19 protein-coding genes and 1 pseudogene are annotated in these 17,255 nt (G+C 40.5%); 10 read left to right on the top strand and 10 right to left on the bottom strand.

All coding sequences use genetic code 11. From position 1 onward, the window contains the following. Positions 1 to 726 (top strand): AraC family transcriptional regulator, encoded by a 726-nt coding sequence (locus ACRWSG_RS20895; protein WP_054552042.1) that lies wholly within the window; start codon positions 1 to 3, stop codon positions 724 to 726. On the opposite strand, the gene ACRWSG_RS20900 is transcribed toward ACRWSG_RS20895, so the two are convergent. Continuing rightward, positions 723 to 1,583 carry a glucosamine kinase nucleotide-binding domain-containing protein gene (locus tag ACRWSG_RS20900; RefSeq protein WP_462167442.1) on the bottom strand — a complete coding sequence of 287 codons (861 nt, stop codon included), beginning with the start codon at positions 1,581 to 1,583 and terminating at the stop codon, positions 723 to 725. The genes ACRWSG_RS20895 and ACRWSG_RS20900 overlap by 4 nt on opposite strands. 2 nt (positions 1,584 to 1,585) lie before the next feature. Continuing rightward, the gene (locus ACRWSG_RS20905; RefSeq protein WP_462167443.1) at positions 1,586 to 2,314 is read right to left on the bottom strand and encodes a copper homeostasis protein CutC; all 729 of its coding nucleotides are present in this window, start codon (positions 2,312 to 2,314) and stop codon (positions 1,586 to 1,588) included. A 552-nt stretch (positions 2,315 to 2,866) separates the two neighbouring features. Between ACRWSG_RS20905 and ACRWSG_RS20910 the strand changes: the two genes are divergently transcribed. Beyond that, a complete protein-coding gene (locus ACRWSG_RS20910) occupies positions 2,867 to 5,656 on the top strand; it encodes a TonB-dependent receptor (protein ID WP_462167444.1) in 2,790 nt (929 codons plus the stop codon). 72 nt (positions 5,657 to 5,728) lie between these two features. Then, on the top strand, positions 5,729 to 6,145 hold the full coding sequence (locus tag ACRWSG_RS20915; protein ID WP_199528981.1) for a GNAT family N-acetyltransferase: 417 nt from the start codon (positions 5,729 to 5,731) through the stop codon (positions 6,143 to 6,145). Between the two features lie 39 nt (positions 6,146 to 6,184). Here the strand turns inward: ACRWSG_RS20915 and minE are convergent, their stop codons facing one another. From minE to minC, 3 genes are read right to left on the bottom strand one after another with little or no spacing between them, the layout of a single operon-like run. After that, positions 6,185 to 6,448 carry a cell division topological specificity factor MinE gene (gene minE, locus ACRWSG_RS20920; RefSeq protein ID WP_054552047.1) on the bottom strand — a complete coding sequence of 88 codons (264 nt, stop codon included), beginning with the start codon at positions 6,446 to 6,448 and terminating at the stop codon, positions 6,185 to 6,187. A 1-nt stretch (position 6,449) separates the two neighbouring features. Continuing rightward, the gene (gene minD / locus ACRWSG_RS20925; protein ID WP_462167445.1) at positions 6,450 to 7,259 is read right to left on the bottom strand and encodes a septum site-determining protein MinD; all 810 of its coding nucleotides are present in this window, start codon (positions 7,257 to 7,259) and stop codon (positions 6,450 to 6,452) included. 5 nt (positions 7,260 to 7,264) lie between these two features. Then, a complete protein-coding gene (minC, locus tag ACRWSG_RS20930; protein ID WP_054552049.1) occupies positions 7,265 to 7,969 on the bottom strand; it encodes a septum site-determining protein MinC in 705 nt (234 codons plus the stop codon). 156 nt (positions 7,970 to 8,125) lie between these two features. Here minC and ACRWSG_RS20935 point away from each other — a divergent pair, with 156 nt between their 5' ends. Further along, positions 8,126 to 8,407, top strand: a complete 282-nt coding sequence (locus ACRWSG_RS20935; RefSeq protein WP_054552050.1) for a YcgL domain-containing protein — start codon at positions 8,126 to 8,128, stop codon at positions 8,405 to 8,407. Further along, entirely contained in the window at positions 8,400 to 9,425 is a 1,026-nt protein-coding gene (locus ACRWSG_RS20940; protein ID WP_054552051.1) for a lytic murein transglycosylase, read from the top strand. Before ACRWSG_RS20935 ends, ACRWSG_RS20940 begins: the two co-directional genes overlap by 8 nt. Before the next feature lie 215 nt (positions 9,426 to 9,640). Here the strand turns inward: ACRWSG_RS20940 and ACRWSG_RS20945 are convergent, their stop codons facing one another. After that, positions 9,641 to 10,054, bottom strand: coding sequence for a hypothetical protein (locus ACRWSG_RS20945; RefSeq protein ID WP_054552052.1), 414 nt, complete (start codon positions 10,052 to 10,054; stop codon positions 9,641 to 9,643). 232 nt (positions 10,055 to 10,286) lie between these two features. After that, positions 10,287 to 10,844, bottom strand: a complete 558-nt coding sequence (locus tag ACRWSG_RS20950; RefSeq protein ID WP_187490940.1) for a GbsR/MarR family transcriptional regulator — start codon at positions 10,842 to 10,844, stop codon at positions 10,287 to 10,289. 250 nt (positions 10,845 to 11,094) lie between these two features. Between ACRWSG_RS20950 and adhP the strand changes: the two genes are divergently transcribed. From adhP to ACRWSG_RS20970, 4 genes are all read left to right on the top strand, one after another. Then, positions 11,095 to 12,105 (top strand): alcohol dehydrogenase AdhP, encoded by a 1,011-nt coding sequence (gene adhP / locus ACRWSG_RS20955; RefSeq protein WP_462167446.1) that lies wholly within the window; start codon positions 11,095 to 11,097, stop codon positions 12,103 to 12,105. A gap of 1,011 nt (positions 12,106 to 13,116) precedes the next feature. Then, the gene (locus ACRWSG_RS20960) at positions 13,117 to 13,515 is read left to right on the top strand and encodes a hypothetical protein (protein WP_199528978.1); all 399 of its coding nucleotides are present in this window, start codon (positions 13,117 to 13,119) and stop codon (positions 13,513 to 13,515) included. Positions 13,516 to 13,846: 331 nt separating this feature from the next. Continuing rightward, entirely contained in the window at positions 13,847 to 14,044 is a 198-nt protein-coding gene (locus ACRWSG_RS20965) for a hypothetical protein (RefSeq protein ID WP_462167447.1), read from the top strand. Between the two features lie 98 nt (positions 14,045 to 14,142). Next, positions 14,143 to 14,439 (top strand): energy transducer TonB, encoded by a 297-nt coding sequence (locus ACRWSG_RS20970; protein ID WP_206769716.1) that lies wholly within the window; start codon positions 14,143 to 14,145, stop codon positions 14,437 to 14,439. 214 nt (positions 14,440 to 14,653) lie between these two features. Here ACRWSG_RS20970 and ACRWSG_RS20975 read toward each other — a convergent pair whose 3' ends face one another. Both ACRWSG_RS20975 and ACRWSG_RS20980 read right to left on the bottom strand, forming a co-directional pair. Continuing rightward, positions 14,654 to 14,950, bottom strand: coding sequence for a hypothetical protein (locus tag ACRWSG_RS20975; protein WP_199528976.1), 297 nt, complete (start codon positions 14,948 to 14,950; stop codon positions 14,654 to 14,656). A gap of 98 nt (positions 14,951 to 15,048) precedes the next feature. Beyond that, positions 15,049 to 15,600 (bottom strand): tetratricopeptide repeat protein, encoded by a 552-nt coding sequence (locus ACRWSG_RS20980; RefSeq protein ID WP_462167448.1) that lies wholly within the window; start codon positions 15,598 to 15,600, stop codon positions 15,049 to 15,051. An 18-nt stretch (positions 15,601 to 15,618) separates the two neighbouring features. Between ACRWSG_RS20980 and ACRWSG_RS20985 the strand changes: the two are divergent. Next, positions 15,619 to 16,567, top strand: a pseudogene (locus tag ACRWSG_RS20985) (IS30 family transposase). Here ACRWSG_RS20985 and ACRWSG_RS20990 read toward each other — a convergent pair. Beyond that, the gene (locus tag ACRWSG_RS20990; RefSeq protein ID WP_462167449.1) at positions 16,550 to 16,999 is read right to left on the bottom strand and encodes a ribonuclease E inhibitor RraB; all 450 of its coding nucleotides are present in this window, start codon (positions 16,997 to 16,999) and stop codon (positions 16,550 to 16,552) included. The pseudogene ACRWSG_RS20985 and the gene ACRWSG_RS20990 overlap by 18 nt on opposite strands. Positions 17,000 to 17,255 lie beyond the last annotated feature (256 nt).

The following is a 17,255-nucleotide window of genomic DNA, read 5'->3' on the forward strand; positions in this document are numbered from 1 at the left end:
ATGGATATTCAAGAAATAATAAAAAAAGCTGGCGTAAATCAGCTAATTGCTGCATTTGATTTACTGCCAGATATCCTCTTTTGGGTAAAAGACACAGATAGTAGAATCTTGCATTGTAATCAGCATTTTATTGAGCATCAGGGTTATAAAACACTGGAGCAAATATTGCTAAAAACTGACTTTGATTTTTCGCCAAAGCACCTTGCGTTTCAGTATGTCAATGACGATAAACGGGTGATGGAAGGCTATATAGTAACTGACCGTTTAGAGCTTAACCAAACCCAACAAGGTGAGCTTGGTTGGTTTTCTACATCAAAGCATGCTTTAAAAGATCACGATGGCAATGTGATTGGCACTTACGGAGTGACACGACATCTACAAAAAACCTCAAAAGCGCTTTCTCATGTAAGGGCAATTGAAGAGCCGGTAAAATTTATTCGCGAGCATTATCATCGTCAGATCAGCATTGATGAATTAGCTGAGCTTGCACACTTGTCGGTAAGTGCTTTAGAGCGCCGCTTTAAAAAGCATTTAGCAAAAACACCTAATCAATTTATTAACGAAGTGCGTCTCGAAAATGCCCGCAAGCTACTGATTGAAACGCAACTGCCCATTTCACAAGTGGCTTACCAGTGTGGGTTTTCGGAGCCGAGTTACTTCAGCAAACAATTTCGGCGTTTGTTTGGTGAAATTCCCTCACAAATGCGCTCGCAATTAGGTGATTAAATTGCAGCTCTTGCAATTAAAATAGCCCCTTGCTCTGCACTGCCAAGGGCGGGGGTTAAATGCGCTTTACTGGCATCAGATAAGTAAGGCGTGATAGCACTAGCAATACCGCCCATCAAAGTAACGTTTTCAATAGCTTGCTTTTCAAAGTAAGTGATATAACGGGTAATGTATGCGCACGCTTCATTGATTAATTGCTGACAAAAAGCATCGTCAGAATGGCTAAAAACAAGCGGCGCAAATTTGGCAAGCTCTGCAGGGCGCGCTGATATTAAACGCTGACTTAACGCTTGGCTTGAGTTGCAGTTAAGCTGGGTGAGTAGGGAATCTATTGCGGCAGAACTTTGCGCAACACCATCAAGTGCTGCAAATGCTTTACGGCAAAGTTGTAAGCCTAACCAACCCCCACTGGCACCATCGCTCAGTAATAAACCATAGCCACCTAATTCGCTAAATTGGTTTTGCTGCTGGTAACCCGCACAAAAGCCCGTGCCCAGAATAATCACTGCGCCATCATGGTGTTGATGCGCGCCTTTACAGGCAATCAGCATATCTGTTGACAGGGTAAACTTGGCAAAAGGGTGCTGCCACTTGGTCATAGCTTGATAGGCAGAGTCGATATTAGCTCCGGCAAGTCCTGCATGCACATAGGTGTTTTTCAGCTCGCTTAAGGCAAGCCCAGCTTCATGAAATGCATGTTCAGTAGCGTGAAGTATTGACTCTTGGCTTTGTTGGCAGCTGGTGACCACATTTGCTGAACCACTTATGGCTTCACTCAGCAATGAGCCGTTTTCGTTTTCTAAACGAACTTTACACTTACTGCCGCCGCCATCAATACCTAAAAAATACGTTGCCATGTTTAATCCTTTGAAAGTAGCTTATTGATAGCCTCAGCATTAATTGCACCATTTTCGTTGTGCACACATGAGTGTACATGCACAGCCGCCTTTGCTGAATGGTTTTTTATTAATTGCCAAAGTGTTGCCGCGTTTTCTAAAGTAACGCCACCCCCCATAACAATTTCTATCTGATTAGCGCTGTGTGCTAAGTATGTGTTGAGCTGACTTAGACCATCAAATGCAGTTTTACCGCTTTGCCACGGCGTGCCTGCTGTTAAGATGCGGTCAACCTCTAAGCTAATCAGTTTCTCAAGTGCGCTTAACGGGTTTGTAAGGGTATCGAATGCACGGTGAAAGGTCACCATTAGGCCATGCTGTTTGGCTGTGGCAACTAAAGAGCGGGTCACTTTTAAATCAAGTCCACCGTTTTTAACTGCACCAAATACTACGCCACGAGCTCCCGCGTTCGCTGCCATTGTTATTTGTTTTTGCATAACTTGGTGACACTCAGCACTAACGAAAAAGTTGCCTGCTTCGGGGCGTATCATCACCACTAACTCTGCACTATTAGTCAGGTTTTTAACAGCACAGTCAATCGCATTAACACTTGGTGTTAAGCCACCTAGGTGTAAATTACTGCATAACTCAAAGCGTTTTGCGCCTAAGTTACTGGCCATTGAAATGTTGTTAACAAGCTGCTTTAAGCACCCTTCGTTTAGGCATACTTCAAGAAATTTACCATTGTTCATGGGCGTGTTTTTACCATATCTATTACACCTACTCATTAGTTAATTAATTTAACTTAAACTTAAAATTGTAATGAAAAATAATTTGGTGTTTACTATCAATTGGTTACTATTTTAACTAAGTCTGTGTTGATGAGTGAACTAGCTCTGCAACGACAGGCCTAACTATAAAGCAGAAATTATAAAAATGAATATATAATATTCCAAACGCCGATTTTGTCATATCTCTCACCGAATTTTTATTATCACTTTTTGACCGCTCACCCTATTCTGAGTTTGAGTTTAACAAGCTGTTAACTACCGATAATCAGTTTAAAAACCGACAACAATAAATCGTTTTTTGAGAGGTTATACCAATTCGCTTAATTAAATGGTCTATTTTGAGGCAAGAAAACCTTGTTGATAACAAGGCAAAAATTTCGTTATTTAGTTGTTCTAAATCAGAAATTTTTAACGCAGTTAGCGACAGGTTTAATCCCTCAAAATGACTAAGTATTATTGCGGGTTGGTATTAAAGGCTCTTAAACAAAACAGAACACACAACTGGAGATAGGCATGGGCAAGCAAACTGTAATAAAAACAAAAGGGCAAGGAAGGCATTTTAAGCGTAATGCAATTTTAATTTCGCTACTGGCGGCAATTAATACAAGCTATGCAGCAGAGCAAGCAAATGAAGATGTAGAAGTGATTGAAGTACGAGGTATTCGTTCTTCAACCGCAGAAAACTTAGCAATAAAACGACTTTCAACGGCTACAGTTGATGCAATCACCGCGGAGGATATTGGTAAGTTTCCTGATAAAAACGTCGCTGATTCATTGCAACGTGTATCTGGCGTTTTGATTGACCGCGACGGTGGCGAAGGTAGCCGCGTGAGTATTCGTGGTACGTCACCGGATTGGACTCTCACCCAATTAAACGGTAACTATATTGCTTCATCAGGTTCTGGTACTCCTACCCGTAGTTTTAATTACACGTTATTGCCTTCAAGCATGATCAAAAGTGTAGAAGTGTACAAAAGTGCAGAAGCACGCATCGATGAAGGCGGTATTGGTGGTACGGTTATTTTACACACCCGTAAACCGCTTGAGATGGAAGCAAACTCAGGGGCGTTAAGTGCCGAGGTGACTTACGATGATGTGTCTGAAGACACTAAGCCGCAAGTTAACGTGCTGTATTCATGGAAAAATGAAGACGAAAACTTTGGTGTACTGGCCGGTTTTACTCGTCAAGATCGCACTGTAACAACCATCACTAACAACGCATCACACTGGCGTTTTCACTCAGATACCGTTGAAGGTGTAGAGCGTCCTGCGCTGGTAGACCAAGCCACTGGCGAAGTGTACAACAATGTATGGGCGCCTCGTGCGATGAGTGTTAATAACTCAAACCAAGACCGTACACGCGATGGGTATCAAGTCGCTGTGCAGTGGGCACCGAGTGACAGACTTGATTTAAACTTTAACTATTTTGGTGCCAAGTTAGGCTACGACCAAACAGGGCAAAGTATTACTTTTGCCGAGTGGAACGATAACCACAACCCGTATTACGGCATTGTACTTGATGGCGATACCGTGGTTGCCTACGGTAATGGCGATAATGGTTTACTCAATGATAATAACTGGGGTGATGCCGATGTAAATGGTGGTGTGGCTGTTCGCCGTGGTTTGTTATCGCCGCAGTTAACAGGGCGTGAGCGTTTTGGCGAGTCAAAATCAAATACCTATGATTTTGAAGGTACTTATTATGGCGACACTTACAGCATTACAGTAAAACTTGGTCATACTGAAGCTGAAGGCGGAACCTCAAAAGAAACCTACGCCAATATTGATGCGCGTTTAGGCTCAGTAAATAGCTGGTTATGGTCAATTGAAAACGGTAAACCAAGCTACGAAGTGTCGACTGATTTAGCCACCGATAAAGAAGCATATCAATATTACGATTGGTTTGACTCATACTCATCTGAAAATGAGGACTCAGAAGATTACTTTCAAACAGATGTGAAATTTGACCTTGATGGTAGTTTTTTCACTCGTGTTTATGTGGGTGGTAAATACCGCGACCACGAAATTAAAGGCATTCGTAACGACTTTCGTTGGGATGACGGCATTGCTGATAACGGCGGTTACCGCGGTTACTTGCCAGGCACTGAGTGGTTCCATAATCCAGATTTTCACCCAGATGCGCCAACATTGGTAAGCGACCATGTGGTTGATAACAGTGCGGGTGATACAGGCGCATTTAACTTTTTAGCGTTTGACTTTGGAGCGCTGGATGATTACTTAAAAGAAAACTTTAGCCAGACAGTAGTGCCAACGCTTTCGGGTACCTATGCACTTGAAGAGAAAATTTGGTCTGTTTACACACAAGCTGATTTTGAATGGCAAGATTTCCGCGGTAATGTTGGTGTGCGCTATGTTAATACTGAACTAAGCACCTTGACCTACGATGATGTTATAGGTCAAGACGATGACGACACGGATCCAAATGAGCGCAGTAGCGATGGCAGTGAAGTATTACCAAGCTTTAACCTTGCATGGGATGCAACCGAAGATCTTGTGGTGCGCTTTGCAGCAGCACGTACCATGGCAAGAGTGAGTTATTCAGACTTAAGCCAAGCAGAGTCATACGGTCCTCCAGTTAACATTAACTCGCCAGATTCATGGACAGGCCGTGGTAATGGTACCTCGGTAAACACAGGGCTTGAGCCTATGTTATCTGACCAATTTGATTTAGGAATTGAATGGTATTACGGCGATGGTTCAGCACTAGGTGCCACGTTATTCTCTAAAGATATTTCTAACTTACCAATCTCGACCGTAGAAATTGTAGAGCGTGAACACGATTGCTGTAACGGCCCAATAGAAGTCGAAATGAACACCAAAGTAGGTGGGGGTGATGCAAAATCAGAAGGTTTAGAGCTGTTCTTCCAGCACTCATTTGATAATGGATTTGGTATTTTAACTAACTATACCTACACAGATACCAGCACCAGCGAAGTCTCGACAGACGGACAAAAAACAGAGGCCGAAATACCAGGCACCGCTAAGCACCAATATAATGTGTCGGTGTACTTTGAGAATGACGACTTTAGTGTTCGTGCGTCATATAACTGGAAAGATGACCGTGCCAACGGTATTCACCAAGGCTACAACTTGTATACCAAAGACTATGGTCAGCTAGATGTGAATGCCTCGTATAACCTAACAGAGGATTTTTCGTTTACTGCCTCAGTGGTGAACCTAACTGAAGAAATAGAAGAAGGATACTGGAAACAAAGCAATCGCTTTACCTATAACCAATATTCGGGCCGCCGTTTTTACTTAGGCGCAAATTATAACTTTTAACCATAGGCATGTTGTTTGTTGCAACCTAAAAAGGTACTTTTATTAAAGTACCTTTTTCTTTTTAAGACAATAATGATTGAATTTGTAACAGCTACAGAGCAAGACAAAGCCTATTTACTCGACTTAAGATTAAATACCATGGTTGAGCACTTAGAAAATCAGGGGTTATTTTTATCACTTGAGCAACATCAAGCAAGAGTGGCAGAGCATTTTGAGCACAGTCATTTAGTGTTAAATGATGGGCAATGTGTAGGCGCAGCCAAATTCATTGTGAGTGACCAAGCAATCAGTTTATTACAGCTTCAAATTGCACCTAAAGAGCAGGGCAAAGGGTTAGGCACTAAGGTGTTAGATGCACTCAAAGCACAAACAGCAGAGATTAATTTAACGGTGCTAAAAGCGAATCCAGCGTATGGGCTATATCAACGGGCAGGGTTTAAAACTCTAGGCGAAGAGGACTATGAGTTTCATATGCAGTGGCAGAAATAAAAAAAGGGCGCTGTTAAAAAACTAAGCGCCCAATTTTGACTATTTCTTTTCTTCGTCAGGTAAGGTGACGTTTAGCTCAAGTACGGCTAAGTCATCTTCGTTTTGGTCAAACTGCACCTGAACTGCATCAGTGTTTACATTCACGTATTTACGAATAACATCAAGGATGTCTTGTTTTAGCTGTGGTAGGTAATCTGGTGTACCACGCTGTGAACGTTCGTGCGCGACAATGATCTGCAATCGCTCTTTTGCTAATGACGCACTGCTTTTCTTTTCTGAGCGGAAGTAGTCAAGTAAAGACACATTAACCTCCAAAAATCCGTTTAAATAAGCCTTTTTTCTCTACGTCTAAGAAACGAAAATCAACAGTTTCGCCTAATAAACGATTGATTGTATCTGTGTATGCTTGGCCTGCATCCGATTCACCATCAAGGATAACCGGTTGACCAGAGTTCGATGCACTAAGTACAGCTTGTGATTCAGGAATAACGCCCAGTAGTTTAATCGCTAAGATTTCTTGTACGTCTTCTACCGAAAGCATTTCGCCTTTTTCAACACGCTCAGGATTATAGCGAGTTAATAGTAGATGTTCTTTTACGCTTTCAAGGCCTTCTTCAGCACGTTTTGATTTGCTGTGTAAAATGCCAAGAATACGGTCAGAGTCACGTACTGATGATACTTCTGGGTTCGTTGTTACAATCGCTTCATCAGCGAAGTACATTGCCATCATTGCACCAGCTTCGATACCCGCTGGAGAATCACACACAATGTAGTCAAAATCTTTTTTCAGCTCGTTTAATACGCGCTCAACACCGTCACGGGTTAGGGCGTCTTTATCACGGGTTTGTGAGGCAGGTAAAATATGTAACTTATCAACGCGCTTATCTTTAATAAGTGCTTGATTTAGGTTAGCTTCGCCATTGATTACGTTTACGAAATCATAAACAACACGGCGTTCACAACCCATAATAAGGTCAAGATTACGTAGACCAATATCAAAGTCGATAATAACGGTTTTAAAGCCTTTAAGCGCTAAACCTGTGCCAATCGCAGCACTCGATGTGGTTTTACCAACACCACCTTTACCAGAAGTAACGACAATCACTTTTGCCATGAGATTTATCCTTTAACCAAAGCTGAAATTTCTAATGAATCATTTTTTTGTTGGATTTGTACTGCGCTGCCCCAGTGTTCACCTTGTAGAGAGTCGCTGATCCAATAACTACCATTAATCGAAACAAGTTCTGCTTCTAATTTTTGGCAAAATATATTTGCTTCGTTGTAACCTTTAGCCCCTGCAATTGCACGGCCGCGAAGGGTGCCATAAATGTGCACGTTGCCATCGCTAATCACTTCGGCGCCATGACTTACAGCACCAATTACGATTAGGTCGCGGTCTTTTGCATACACTTGCTGGCCCGAACGTACAGTGCCATGAATAACTTGCGCAGGCAGGTGAACGGTTTTTTCAACGATAGATGTATTTGTTTGTTGTTTAGCGGTTGCACCCTTAACGTCTTGTGAATAATTTAACACCGACAGGCCCGCAGCTTTTGCGCTTTCGTTTTGCTCTTGAGAGCCATTACAAACCCCAACAGGGTTTAACGAAAGGCCGCTTAACATTGATTTTAAGAAAGAGAAATCAAGCGCTTCATCTTGTACGTCGCTTAAGTTGATTACGATAGGCGCACCGGCAAAGAACTTAGGTGCTTGGGCGATTTTCTCATCTAACTGCTTACTTAAAAGGGCTGTATCTGCTGAAAATAAATGTAAAACAGATAACGTAAAAAGGTTCCCTTTTAATTCAAAAATTTGTTCCGACATACACGCTCAATTGAATTGTCTGGATTAGCATTATTTAAGTATAAACACAGGCTGAACAAGGCATATACATTAAAAATCTAATCTATTTTTTCTAACTTATTATATCACTCATGTTATAGTGTGCGCCTTCGTTAAGCAAGATATTATAGGGCCATAATGCTAACTGCGGTGTATAAAAGTATTAAAAAAGCGGATACATACCTTTTTGTAGAAAAAAGAGATGATTTCTCACGCGTACCTGAACCATTACTAGAAACGTTTGGTCAACCTAAGTACGTGATGATGATTAATCTAGCAAGCCGTGAAAAGTTAGGTGTGGCAGACTTAGACGCGGTTAAGCAAGCGTTAATTGACCAAGGGTTCTACTTGCAATTACCTCCGCCGGAAGAAAATCTGTTAACCCAATTTAAAAAAGACAAGGGAGTTGAGAGTGATTAAAAAACTTGCCGTCATTTTACTCAGTGCTTCACTAAGTACTTCAGTATTGGCAGAACAAAAGACACAAGCTGATTTTGACGTTTACGTTGCAGCATTAAAAAAAGAAGCACTTGAAAAAGGCTATGATGAAGCCTTAGTTGATCAAGCACTTGCAACAGCTAAATTCAAAAAGAAAGTGATCTCAGCTGATAAAAACCAGCCAGAAGTAAAAGAAACCCTCGAAACTTATTTACCAAAACGTGTGCCGCAATGGAAAATTGACCGCGCGCGTAAGCTATACAAAGAAAATCAAGAGGTTCTTGAAAAAGTAGCCAAAGAATACGGCGTACAAGCACGTTTTATTGTGGCACTCTGGGGCCTTGAAAGTAACTTTGGTAAAATCCAAGGTGGTCACAGTGTCATTGCATCATTAGTTACACTTGCTTTTGATGGTCGCCGCGAAACCATGTACAAAAACCAACTTTGGGCAGCACTTGATATCTTAAAAGAGGGTCACATTACCCTAGATAAGTTCAAAGGCTCTTGGGCTGGTGCAATGGGGCAAACGCAGTTTATGCCAACTTCATTTAACGCTTACGCTGTTGATTACAACGGTGATGGCCGCAAAGACATTTGGACCACAGAAGAAGACGCCTTTGCTTCAATTGCTAACTACCTTAAGCAAGCAGGTTGGAACGATGATTTAACCTGGGGCCGCCAAGTTAAACTACCTGAAGGCTTTGATAACGCAAATATTCTTAAGCGTGGCACTAAAACGCGCAGCCAATGGTTAGAGTATTGGAAAGAGTCAGAGCGCAGCCTTGCTGATTGGCAAGCAATCGGTGTACGTAAAATGGATGGTAGTGACCTACCAAACGTTGATGTTACCGCCGCAATGGTTATGCCAGATGACGTAAACGGCCGTATGTATCTAGCCTACGATAACTACAAAGCACTTATGCACTGGAATCGCTCGTATTACTTTGCAACCAGTGTTGGTTACTTATCAGATCGCATCGGTTACCCAGCGATTAAGTAATTAGATACTAGAGCCTAGGTAACTAGGTACTAGGGGATTTGCATAAAGCGCGAGTTTATCTCGCGCTTTTTATGTTAAATATTACTACTGCAAAAGATCTCTAAGTGAATTACTCACAAAGAGGCCAAGAGACGCTGCGCTTAAGAGGAAAAATACAAAATTATTAATCTATACTTGCTAACTTTACTCCTGTAACTTTCCCTTCGATACAATTTTTAAACCTTTACCTTGAGTGCTTGTTGCAGTGCATCAACGTTTTTACAGCCAAGGTATATGTTTTTTCTGTTAGCTAAAGTTATTTTAATAGCTTGACCAACTGACGCATTGTATAACCAGCCATCACTTAGCATACGAATGCCAATTCCTTGATACCACTTTGTTTTGTAAGCTGAGGTTTCTACAATCTGAGATAATTCAACATCTTTGCTAATAATCTCAAACCCAAAATACCAACGTAGCTTTTGCTCATCTATTACGATTGTGAGCGAAAAGAACAGCAAAGTAACAAGCAGGTTTATCGATAATATAATTATTTTGAGGTCAGCCAGTTCAGGCGAGAAAATTATAAAGGCACTAATTACTAATAAAATAATAATTAACGAGTAATTTATTTCTGTCTCTTTATACATAGCTTAATATCCATTTAAGTCAGAACGTAAATAAACGCTTAATTATTAGTATAGCAAAGGCAAGAGTAGTTATGACTATCCATTCAAAACGCGCTAAAGCACGGCCTACAAGAGAGCGCGCGAAACAAGTTTCACGCCTACGGTGAGTCCCGTAGGAACGGCTTCAACCGTGAACCTCAAATATTCGGCGTTGAAACGCCTCCTACAAACTTTCCCCTAGCAACTCGCTAACTTAATCCCCTTTCCCTGGTTTTTTCAAAATCTTATCTTTAAAATCAAGCACTTTACCAATGCCAGAGCCTAGTTTCATTAGGCTTTGAAGTTGTTCAGGGCTTAAGCGTTGTAGCTCTGCAGACCATTTAGTTACAGTTTCGAGCAGGTCATGAATTTCTTGCATTTGCTGCTGAGCAAAGCGTTCATCATCATTGTGGGCTTCTTCTAAAATGTTATCGCGAAGCAGGCTAAGGGTAGGGTCTATCTCGCGCTTTTTACGCTCTTCGAATACGCGGTTGGCCATATCCCAAATGCTGCCAGCAGGGCCGTAGTATTCTTTACGGTCACCCGGAATATGATGCACTTTAATTAAGCGCCAAGACTGTAGCTCTTTAATACCCATACTTACGTTTCCGCGCGAGATACTTAAGGTATCGGCAATTTCATTGGCGGTCATTGGCTCTTTAGTAATGGTTAATAATCCACACATTTGACCAATGGTGCGGTTAAAGCCCCAACGGCTACCCATTTCACCGCAGTGCATAACAAAAGCTAAGTTTTTTTCAGATAGGCTCATAATTTTTAGTATTCAAAAATTTCAGAAATTAAATGCTAGCACGCTCGGGGTATAACTAAAAGAAATAGCCACTATGCAATCTGCTACTACTAAAGTGTATATACGCCATTGTTTATTTTTAAGTTATTGAGTTTAAAGTGTATTTTAATTAAATGCCGCAGTGATTAGCTATTTGATGTGGATCAATAATAGTGACAGTTAATGAGTTTATCGTATAGGCTGAAATCCAATAATACCATGGAGGAACGTTATGAAAGCTGCAGTAAATAAAGAGTACAAAGGTAAATTAACAATCGAAGATATCCCATGCCCAGTGGTGGGAATTAACGATGTGCTAGTTAAAATTGCCGCGTGTGGAGTGTGCCACACAGATTTACATGCTTGTCATGGAGATTGGCCAGTAAAACCGAAAATGCCATTAGTACCGGGCCATGAAGGGGTAGGTACTATCGAAAAAGTAGGCGCAAACATTAAACACCTATCAGTAGGCGACCGTGTCGGTGTTCCTTGGTTATATAGCGCCTGTGGTCATTGTGAGTTTTGTTTAGAAGGTAAAGAAACTTTATGCCTTGAGCAGCACAACACAGGTTATTCAGTCGATGGTGGTTACGCCGAGTACTGTGTAGCCCATGGCGATTACGTGGTTAAAATTCCTGAAGGATTAGGCTTTGCAGAAGCCGCACCACTATTTTGTGCGGGGGTTACAACCTATAAAGCGCTTAAAGTGACTGATGCCAAAGCGGGCGACTGGGTTGCAATTGTTGGTGTTGGGGGCCTTGGGCACTTAGCAGTGCAATACGCGAAAGCAATGGGTTTTAATGTGATTGCCGTTGATACCGGCGAGAGCAAGTTGGCACTAGCCAAAGAGCTTGGCGCAGACATCACCATAGATTTTATGAAGCAAGTGCCTTCAGAAACCATTTTTGAACAAGTAGGCGGGGCACATGGCGTTGTGTGTACGGCCGTATCAAAACCCGGTTTTGAGCAAGCTTATAAAAGCGTGCGCCGTGGCGGTAAATGCGTGCTTGTAGGTTTACCACCCGAAGATATGCCATTGCCAATTTTCGATACTGTATTAAATGGTGTGTCTGTTGTAGGCTCTATCGTTGGTACGCGCAAAGACTTACAAGAATGCCTCGACTTTGCAGCGAAAGGTAAAGTTAAAGCCATTATTGAAGAAAAACGCCTCGAAGATATCAACGATATATTTGACGACATGTTAAAAGGCGATATCACAGGCCGAATCGTGATGACGCTTTAAGCTGAGTTAGTTAATGCTGTCAGGTTTGTTGAGTAATCAATTGAATCTGACAGTTTTTCATATGCTAGAAAATAGGGGGGTTGTAACCCGTTATTACCCTAGATGAGTTAACGTAATTACTCAATAGGTCTGCTTTGAGTGATCCGATACAGTGCTATGCATTTAATGCTATTGGCTAAACTCCATAAATCTGACATACCACATAACTTTTATGTTATTACCAATACGAGGGACTGTGTAAATATATTAGTTTTCTTGTTGTGCTTCCATATTCAAAAAAATAAGCGATGAGCGCAATTTATCTTTCTGAATCTCTCTAGTATTAATAAAAAATTATAGTTGGTAATACATACGTTATTTGTTAAGAATAGATTTATTAATACATGAGCGTGACATCTGCAGAAAGATGCGCGAAGCGCGCAATATAAAATTGTTATACGTCGAACAGGCATCACAGATGATTTTTAATAAATTCATTAGAGTATTCAAAGAAACGAAAGGGATGCCAAAGTTATTCCAGTTTCAGCATATGCTTAACTCAATTACATATTCACTAATGGTACTTTTTGCTTTCTGGTTTGGCCAAACGGAGAGTATTCGTTGAATGGGCGCAGCCTTACTTACCAAGAATTTTGGTTAACAGGCATGGCACCTGGTTTCCTATTATTTTGCATACTAATCATTTCAATTTGCTTCGCTTCAGTGAATAAACACTGGGCTGGCCGTGTAGGTACTTTTTTATACTGGGCATCTATTATTGCCTTCATGTCTTTCTATTCTTTAACTGGGGTAGTAATAGGTGGGGCATTAATTGCTTTTTGGGCGTACTATGTGTTTTATAGCACTGGGATGAGGCAGTTTTTTGCTCAGTCAAAAGTATAACAAACAAATTATTGCACTCGCTACCGCTAGTTTGGAGTCAAAACCTTGGCGTGCGCTCTGGTGACTAATTTTAACCAAGTACAATAGCACATATTTTTTCGTTATCTACCTAGAGAGAGCCTGAGCTAAATGGATGCATTGAGCAAGCTTCAAGAAAAAAATAAAATCCACTCTAAGCATCAGCGTAATACTAACTGGAGCGCAGTTTGGGTGCTTTTACTAATGAGCCCATTGTTATTTAGCTATGGCAACGAATTTTACTTTTCTGTGATAAAGAACATTCAAATTGAGACTCCTCACCCATTTATAGTCTTATTTGGCTCGTTATGTTTTGGTTTACCTTTATTAGCTATCGGTGACTGCATGCTTTTCAAGCGCATTAGTAAATTACTTCTTTTAATTATCGCAGAAGCTTGGTTTATCTGGTTTTGGGTAGTTACTCCATTATCTTGGTTGGCATTTTTACCGTTGATTCCTGCATTTGTGATATTACAAATACAACTTCCTAAAATAAGGACACATAAGTAAAAGGTATATAACAAGGTAATAAAGTGGGTAAATTAATAGTTGGCTGTTTTCACTGTGTTCAATAGTGTCAGCGAACTATAAGTTTATTATAAATTAGGAGAGAGCTATCCATGGAAGCACTAGAACGAATCACTAAGAGAGTATGTCGCAACGGTCATCCAGATGACCTGGAGACACCAATACCATTACTTTCAATTGATGAGTTTTTCGATGGAAACGATGTAGTAGGAAGCATAGGATGCAATTTAATTGATATTCCGCATCCCAATGAATTTTTCAAAGTATTTAAGGCTATTAGCCACCGACCTGATGAAAGGATATTAGAATCCAAGTGTCTGCTTTTAATGATCCAGATTGGTCATTTTCGGATTCAGTGTACATAATGACCTCTGCTTCTGAATCTGAGGTAGGTTCATGGTTCCCTGAACACTTAAAACCCGACGAAATTTGGGAGGGCTTTGTTAATCAAGATTACGAGGCTTATGAAATACCCGCTGAAACCCGCCCAGTAGCAGTTTGGTGGGATTAATAAGCAATTTATCAAACGTTGATTATGTGCTTAATTATTAGAGCGTAAGATCCCGTTGTATTACTTACAACCTAAATGGGTCGTTAACTGTCAAAAGGATGTTCAAAATTAAAAAGTTAATATTGATTTGTCTTATCTATGCTTTATCGGGGTGTGCTTCTTCTGATGTGGAACCTGTTCCAAAAGGCTGGGTTTTGCTTTCGTTCGATATTGATAGCAATGGAAATCCTATTAATATCAAAGTTCTTGAGTCAAATCCGTCTATTGTTTTTGATAAAGAAGCTGTTATTGCCTTGGAGAAATGGAAATTCAAACCTAAAGTTGTAAATGGTGTTCCAGTTGTTCAAAAGGAAATGCAAGTCAGATTGGATTTTGAGTTGAATGACGAAAATTAATAACCCAATAAAAGCTCATATTACTCATTCTTTGTTTTAAACAATCACAATTGGCTAAAGCGGGTGCTAATCTTGAAATTGAAAAGGAATTTCTTTTTAAATTCGACGATACTCGTTTAAGCATATAAATGCTACACCAGTTAGAAACTATCTAACCTGTCGGGTTAATTTATAAATGAGACTGTACATACTCAAATTTATAAAACTTGAATGCTTACCAACCATCCAAATATGTACCTAGTTCTTTACCCTTTTCAATATCCTCTTTAGCTAAATAGCTGATACGACTTTGTTCATTTCGCATACTAAATCGATGAAATAAAATACATAAAAGCAAATACATCAACCAGAAAAATAACAGAAACCCTGTGAATAATAAGGCTTTTTCAGTGAGATCAAGTCCATCCCTAAAAAACACTATTGGAATACCGATTAATGCAACTAGCCAAGAGATATAAAAGAACGATGCTTTTGCTGCAGTCTTTATAATTGTCGAATTGTAGTATTTCAATGGCAGACCTTTTGGTATTTCATAACATGTATAGCTAAAGTTTGGCTGTTATCCTATCAACTCTCATCGAAGTTACAGTACAGACTGTAATAGCCTATCTAACTCTTGCAGTATTCCGCTAGTAGTGCATTAACGTAATCTGCACCAAGCTCTTTTGCTTTTTTCCAATTCTGACAAGCGGCTTTTAAATCGCCTAAAGCTTTGAAAGAGTTTGCCATATTAGCGTAAGCGCGCTGCAATGTAATTTCATCCTTCGGGATAATTTCAATTACAGTATCATAATCAGCAATTGCCCCCAGATGATCGCCGTTGTCATCTTTTAACGCTCCTCTATTTAATAATGCGCTAGAAAAGTTTGGTGCAATCTCTATCGCTTTATCATAATCAATCATTGCAGCATTAGAAGCATATAATTCATTCTTTGCTATCGCTCTCGAATAAAGAGCGTCTACGTCTTTGCTATTCACTTTAAGTGTATTTGTCCATTGCGCAATGGCAGCAGAAAGATTGCCTTGATTATAGTAATCAAAACCTTTGTTAAAAAATTCGTCTGCTGTTGTTGCCCCCGAATTCAGATAATAAGTGCACCACTCATGGTTAAACGGTGAGAAGAGATCAACTGCCTGTTGGTGGTACTCTGTAATCGCCAAAAAACAAGAGTAGATACCATGAGTTACAAGCAGTTGATCGAAGGGCAAAGATACCAGATTGAGGCCTACTTACGCGAGGGTTTTAGCTATCGAGAGATAGGGAAAAGGCTAAAAGTGAGCCACAGCACTATAAGTCGTGAAGTTAGGCGCAATAGTACTCGAAGTCATTACTTGCCTGAGGTTGCACATTCAAAGGCATGTAAACGAAAACATCTAGCTGCCAAGTATTCCATGCCAGCACTTACAATTGCGTTCGTTGAGTTTGGATTGGAGCAAAAATGGAGCCCTGAGCAGGTTGCGGGTGTAAGCAAAATTATCGGGCATCCTGTGAGTCATGAATGGATTTATGGCTATATTCAAAAAGATAAATTGAGTGGTGGCAAGCTATACAAACATCTGCGACAAGGGCACAGACGTTATCGTAAAGGCAGCCGAAGCAAACGTGTCATCATCCCAAATCGTGTTGGCATTGAACATAGACCTGCGATTGTTGACACTAAGACACGATTTGGTGATTGGGAAGCGGATACAGTACTTGGCAAGCATGGTACGGGAGCAATCGTTAGTTTAGTCGAGCGTACAAGTAAGTTTTACCTGATACGCAAAGTGCCAGCAAAAAGTGCAGCGCAAGTGAGCAGAGCAATGATAGGTATGCTGTGGCGCTATCGACGCCATGTTCATACGATAACCGCAGACAACGGGAGTGAGTTTTGTGAACATGAGCATGTTTCAGACAAGCTAAAAACCGACATCTACTTTGCTAACCCCTACTCATCATGGGAAAGAGGGTTAAATGAGAACTTTAATGGCTTGTTGCGTCAATATATTCGCAAAGGCACTGATTTACGAACGGTGACAGATAAGCAAATTGCGCACATAGAAAAGGCGCTCAATGCGACGTTCGAGAAAATGTCTAGGGTTTAGGCAACCAGCGGTAATATTCGATGAATTACGCAAAGCAGCCTAATTTAGCGAGTGGTGCACTTCGGACTTGAATTCGCGCCTCAAATGGCGGAAAAAATTGATTGTTTTTATCGAATGGCGCTCCAAACCCATCAAATTTTGCATCAAACTCGTATCCTCTTTTGTACATATCTAATGTCCAATACACCAAGTTATCTGCGGTTACAGGGAAGGGACTCGTTTTTCCTGATAAATCCCATACACCATTTTCGGTCTTAACTGGCTCTAAAACTTCATATCCGTAACTATTTTTCAGAAGTAAAGCCAAATTATTTAATTTGGCTTTACTGTCAGAAAGAAAATGAAAATCGAAAGCGAGCATTGAATACGGTGTTAAGCCATTCGACTCCATGCTGAAATAAACAGAATCTGCACTATTAATTTCATCGTTATAATTTTTAGAAAACGCCGCCCATGTGAAGTATGTGTTTTCCATTGTGATTCCTTTAAATGAAACTAGCGTTGTAACTAGAAAAATTGTCTTAAAATTCACAAAATCCCTGCAAAATTATCTGTCATTTATAATCTATCATCTTATGTTTAATATCAAAAATCCAAACAAAAAAGCGCGGCTTAACTAAGCCGCGCTTTTTGCTATCGATTCACAATTAAAGTGTGTAGCTAAAAGTTAATTTAGCATTACGCTCTTCACCTGGCATTCCGCCTAAGAACATTGCTTTTGAGTAATAGGT

It is taken from the genome of Pseudoalteromonas sp. GB43, from assembly GCF_054923805.1.

What these genes read in the sequence shown, in the direction of transcription:
- ACRWSG_RS20970 (WP_206769716.1), top strand. Translation starts at nt 14,143, where the DNA reads ATGTTCAAAATTAAAAAGTTAATATTGATTTGTCTTATCTATGCTTTA.
- ACRWSG_RS20895 (WP_054552042.1), top strand. Translation starts at nt 1, where the DNA reads ATGGATATTCAAGAAATAATAAAAAAAGCTGGCGTAAATCAGCTAATT.
- ACRWSG_RS20910 (WP_462167444.1), top strand. Translation starts at nt 2,867, where the DNA reads ATGGGCAAGCAAACTGTAATAAAAACAAAAGGGCAAGGAAGGCATTTT.
- ACRWSG_RS20935 (WP_054552050.1), top strand. Translation starts at nt 8,126, where the DNA reads ATGCTAACTGCGGTGTATAAAAGTATTAAAAAAGCGGATACATACCTT.
- adhP (WP_462167446.1), top strand. Translation starts at nt 11,095, where the DNA reads ATGAAAGCTGCAGTAAATAAAGAGTACAAAGGTAAATTAACAATCGAA.
- ACRWSG_RS20905 (WP_462167443.1), bottom strand. Translation starts at nt 2,314, where the DNA reads ATGAACAATGGTAAATTTCTTGAAGTATGCCTAAACGAAGGGTGCTTA.
- minC (WP_054552049.1), bottom strand. Translation starts at nt 7,969, where the DNA reads ATGTCGGAACAAATTTTTGAATTAAAAGGGAACCTTTTTACGTTATCT.
- ACRWSG_RS20915 (WP_199528981.1), top strand. Translation starts at nt 5,729, where the DNA reads ATGATTGAATTTGTAACAGCTACAGAGCAAGACAAAGCCTATTTACTC.
- ACRWSG_RS20900 (WP_462167442.1), bottom strand. Translation starts at nt 1,583, where the DNA reads ATGGCAACGTATTTTTTAGGTATTGATGGCGGCGGCAGTAAGTGTAAA.
- ACRWSG_RS20990 (WP_462167449.1), bottom strand. Translation starts at nt 16,999, where the DNA reads ATGGAAAACACATACTTCACATGGGCGGCGTTTTCTAAAAATTATAAC.
- minD (WP_462167445.1), bottom strand. Translation starts at nt 7,259, where the DNA reads ATGGCAAAAGTGATTGTCGTTACTTCTGGTAAAGGTGGTGTTGGTAAA.
- ACRWSG_RS20950 (WP_187490940.1), bottom strand. Translation starts at nt 10,844, where the DNA reads ATGAGCCTATCTGAAAAAAACTTAGCTTTTGTTATGCACTGCGGTGAA.
- ACRWSG_RS20945 (WP_054552052.1), bottom strand. Translation starts at nt 10,054, where the DNA reads ATGTATAAAGAGACAGAAATAAATTACTCGTTAATTATTATTTTATTA.
- ACRWSG_RS20960 (WP_199528978.1), top strand. Translation starts at nt 13,117, where the DNA reads ATGGATGCATTGAGCAAGCTTCAAGAAAAAAATAAAATCCACTCTAAG.